Origin of the sequence: Bartonella gabonensis, assembly GCF_903679515.1 — a bacterium.
GTDB lineage: Bacteria > Pseudomonadota > Alphaproteobacteria > Rhizobiales > Rhizobiaceae > Bartonella > Bartonella gabonensis.
Genome location: NZ_CAHOYM010000060.1, coordinates 1 through 5,224 on the forward strand (window position 1 = coordinate 1; position 5,224 = coordinate 5,224).

Annotated in this window: 1 protein-coding gene; it reads left to right on the forward strand. The window is 34.3% G+C overall.

What is annotated here, in order from left to right; genetic code table 11:
• Nucleotides 1-40 precede the first annotated feature (40 nt).
• A complete protein-coding gene (locus HWX04_RS07715) occupies nt 41-4,090 on the forward strand; it encodes a type ISP restriction/modification enzyme (RefSeq protein ID WP_246257604.1) in 4,050 nt (1,349 codons plus the stop codon).
• Nucleotides 4,091-5,224 lie beyond the last annotated feature (1,134 nt).

Genomic DNA, 5,224 nt, shown 5'->3' on the forward strand with positions numbered 1-5,224 from the left:
GATGTAATGACGGTGGTCTTTTCGACGTGATGTAATGACGGTGGTCTTTTCGACGTATCATTCCATTCAAGTGATTTCGGATGCACAAAAGGAATATGGATTACCCGAATTTGATCTGATCATTTGTGATGAAGCCCATAGAACAACGGGGGTTGTATTGGGAACAGACAAGCATGAATCTGAATTTATCAAAGTTCATGATAACAGTATCATTGGCGGTAAAAAACGCCTCTACATGACAGCAACACCAAGGATCTTTGCTGACAAGCTGAAAAGGAATGCTGACGTATCCAATAACGTTTTGGTGTCCATGGATAATGAAAAACTCTATGGCAAACAACTTTATAATTACAGCTTTTCAAGGGCTTTAGAGGATAAGCTGTTATCACCTTGTAAAGTGATCATATTAGTTGTCAATGAAGAAGAAGTAAGCCAATCCATTCAACATCTTATTACCGATAAGAATTATGAACTTATTCTTGACGATAGGACCAAGATTAATGGCTGTTATAGAGCCCTTACTAAAATGGACTTGAAACTTGATCTTGAAGATGACCCCAAGCCTATGCGTAGAGCTTTAGCATTTTGCAAAGATATTGAGACCTCTAAACGCATATGCAAGGAATTCAAAAAAGAAAAAGTGCAAGAATCTTTGCGCGCCCTTCATAAAAACTATAAAGATACTCCCCCTCTTAACTGTACCCTTGCCCATATTGATGGAAGCTTTAGTGCTAAAGAGCGTACAAAACAACTTGATTGGTTAAAGGAAGATGCGGGGGAAAATACTTGTCGTGTACTTACCAATGTACGCTGTCTTTCTGAAGGTGTTGATGTTCCTGCTCTTGATGCTGTTCTATTTTTACACCCGCGCAAAAGTCAAATTGAGATTATTCAAGCAATAGGACGCGTCATGCGTCGAGCAGAAGGTAAAAAAAGAGGCTATATCATTCTCCCCATTGGGATACCCGCTGATATTCCGCCGGAAATAGCCTTAGAAAACAACAAAAAGTATAATGTCATCTGGCAAGTTCTTAATGCTTTACGTGCCCATGATGATAACTTTAATAAAATAATTCACCATATGCACAAAAAACAGGACGTAAGCTATGCTCTTGAAATCGTTGCTGCTTCTCAAGAACTTGCGTTAGAAGATACGACCACGGTTATTGATGATTTACCTATACGTTCAAAATTAGAATATTCAGGACTTAATATTGGGTTAGCAACTTATGAAGCCTCTCATACAGGTGGAGAACAAGGAGAATTCCGCTTTTTTTCTAAATGTAAAGATGCCATTAGAGCTGCTATTGTTAATAGATTTTACGACCCTAGCTATTGGAAAAAATGGGCAATAAATGTTGGTGATCTTGCTCAAATTCATATCACACGCTTAACTGAGGTTTTGGCAAAATCAGAAACCGAAATACGGCGGGTGTTTAATGATTTTWTGACCGAATTGCGTAGCAATTTAAACACGAATATCTCTGAACAAAATGCAATTGAAATGCTTGCGCAACATCTTGTGACGCGTCCAGTCTTTAATGCTTTATTTGAGGGGCATCAGTTTGTTCAAGAAAATCCCGTATCTTGCGCTTTACAACGTGTACTCAATGCCCTTGATAACTTTACTCTTAAAGAAGAATCTCAAGATCTCAACAATATTTCTAGGAGTATACAATTTTACACACGTGGAATTACCACTCTTGAAGCACAACAAAGCTTAATTGTAGAGCTGTATAATGAATTTTTCCGTTATGCTTTTCCGCGTACGGTAGAAAAATTAGGAATTGTTTATACCCCCGTTGAGGTTGTTGATTTTATTATTCACTCTGTTGATGATGTTTTACGCAATGAATTTGGAAAAAGCCTAGGATCACGGGGTGTGTCTATTCTTGACCCTTTTACAGGAACAGGAACCTTTATTACGCGGCTATTACAATCTAAACTGATCAAACCAGAGGATATGGAATATAAATATCGTTATGATATCCATGCTAATGAGATTGTCTTGCTCGCTTATTACATAGCAGCCATTAATATTGAAGCAACCTATCATGGTCTTATGAAAGGGAATTATATCCCATTCAAGCATATTGGTTTAACCGATACGTTTCAGATGCTTGAAAGGAAAGACTTGTTGCAAGAGTTATTTAAAGAAAATAGCGAATATTTAGAACACCAAAAAAATCTCAATATTGAAGTTATCTTTGGCAACCCTCCTTATTCAACAGGTCAAAAAAGTGCTAACGATAATGCAAAGAATACTCCATATCCCATATTAAATAAACGTATTGGAGAAACTTATGCCGCTCAATCAAATGCAAATCTTATACGAAATTTGTATGACAGTTATATCCGCGCTATCCGCTGGGCTAGTGACCGTATAAAAGACCGTGGTGTTATTGGTTTTGTAACAAATGCAAGTTTTGTAGATACGAAATCTATGGATGGTTTAAGAAAATGCCTTGCAGAGGAATTTAGCAGCCTTTATATTTTTCATTTACGAGGTAATCAACGAACGTCTGGAGAACTTTCTCGAAAAGAAGGTGGTAAGATTTTTGGTGAGGGATCTCGAGCTCCTATAGCTATCTCTATTCTCGTAAAAAATCCAGAATCTGAACAGCGTGGAAAAATATATTTCCATGCTATGGAAGATTATTGCACAAGAGAAAAAAAGCTTAAGACAATTAAGAATTTTGGTAGCATTGATGGTATTACACGTAGCGGCGTTTGGAAAATAATTATACCAGACAAACATGGTGATTGGATCAATCAACGTGATGATAGTTTCAAAGCATTGTTAGCCATGGGTTATAAGAAAGGACATGGTAAAAAACTTTTTGAAACGTTTTCTTGTGGTATCGTAACTAGTCGCGATGCTTGGGCATATAATTCAAGTCATCACTCACTAGCAAAAAACATGAGTAACATGATCGCCTTTTATAATAGCGAAGTGGAACGGTTTAATGATACCTATCCACATACTGACCGTAAAGAACGTATAAAGGCTGTAGATCATTTTGTAAATTCAGATACAAAAAAAATCAGTTGGAGTCGTGCACTTAAACAACATTTAGCTAAAGGAAAGATTTTTGAATTTGAAGAGACATGCTTCACTCAGAGCTTGTATCGTCCTTTTACGAAACAGTGGCTTTATTATAATCGCATTTTTAATGAAATGGTTTTACAAATGCCGCGTATATTCCCTATGGGAAAAGAAGCAGAAAATAGAGTAATACAAATTACAGGTATAGGAGCAAAAAGATTTTCTGTATTGATGATTAAGGATATACCTAGCTTGGATTCAATAGAAAAAGGTCAATGCTTTCCACGCTATATTTATGAAGACACTACGGTTTTAAAAAATAAAAGTGAGAAACAATCCCATTTATTTTTAATTTCTACAGAGGAAAACAACACAACTGGTTTACAGAGGCATGATGCCATTACGGATGAAGGGCTAGCCCATTTTAAAGCAGCTTATCCGAATGAGATTATCACTAAAGATGATTTATTCTATTATGTTTACGGTTTACTTCATTCGGAAGATTATCGTGCCCGTTATGCTGATAATTTATGCAAAGAACTGCCTCGTATCCCTTGCGTAAAGACGGTTGATAACTTTTGGAAGTTTGTTACAGCAGGGCGTGAATTAGGGCATTTGCATGTGAATTACGAAGATATAGAACCTTATCCAGTAACCTTTAAAAAAGGCAATCCGAAACAAACAGATATCTCTAATCCAGAAAAATTTTACTACGTTACAGAAATGAAATTCGCTGGGAATAGTAAAGAGAAAGATAAGACCACTGTTTTTTATAACAGCAATATCACGATGACAGATATCCCTCTTGAAGCTTATGAGTATATCGTTAATGGCAAGCCCGCTCTTGAATGGGTTATGGAACGTCAATGCGTTAAGACTGATAAAAAGAGTGGTATTGTGAATGATGCCAATCGCTATGCTGTTGAGACCGTTGGAAACCCCGCTTATCCATTAGAATTGTTTCAAAGGGTTATTACTGTAAGTTTAGAAACAATGAAAATCGTGAAAAACTTACCAAAATTAGAAATTAAAGAAACTGAATAAGCTTATAAAGCATGCTCACATAATGGGTATGCTAATCTCATAAGGGGTATAGAGCCTTGTAATCATAATCTATACCTCTTTTATTAAGCTGATTACCTATTATCTTAAAAGGAATAATTTATTATGCGTTATTCTAAAAAGAAATCATTTGCACTTTTAGACACATTTATTTGGATTACCTTTAAGAGGTTATACCGTAATCTAAAATGATAGCTTTATTGTTTTCAAAAGCTCTGTTTAAAGAGAGTTATGTATATTCATTTTGCTTATGGTTTTGAAGGTTCCTAACACTCTCAAAATACCTTCAAAATATATTGTTAGTTGTATMTATAKCTTTATAATATCACTATAGGTTGTTATTTTAAAACTTGGTAAAAATTAACCACTTGAAATATAATAACTTTTATTTTTTGATTTTAAAAAAATATATAAGGGGGGGCTAAAAGGAACCTTCAAAATCTTCAAAATACTCAAAACTCATAACCATAATGATCTTGATAGCATTTTTATTATTATAAACTGGCTTTTGAAGGCTTTAAAGGATCACATGATTTCATAAGATGTGTTTAAACCACTAACTAAAATCATAAATTTATCCATTTAAGTGAATTGATAAAAATTCATTAAAGGGATTTTGATAACGTAATCAGTTTTCACTTTCATACGCTTTTCATAAAGCACATTTTAATTACTCACTAAAATGATCACTTTTGTCAGTTCAATTTACTGACAGATAACTGACAAATATATATTATGAGTTGAATTTATGGTTGTATTGTCGATATAGGTTGTATCATTAAAATACTAACATATTGAAATATAATGTTTTTAATTTTTTCTCATTTAAAAAAAATAATATAGGGTCTAAAAAGAACTGACTAAACTGACAAAAATGACAAAAGTCTATTAAAAGGGATTTTGCTAATCTCTATAGTTATCAGTTTCTCTTTAGAGGTTTTCATAACAAGCTATAAATCACAGTTATCCTATTTATAATCTCTCTTATAAACATGAAAAATGATACGATGGCTATAAAGCAGATAACAGCTATAAAGCACGTGTAAAAACAGAATGGTTTCATAATCAAAATGCATTTTCATAATTACGTTGCCAATGAACGCATTGGTTATAAAG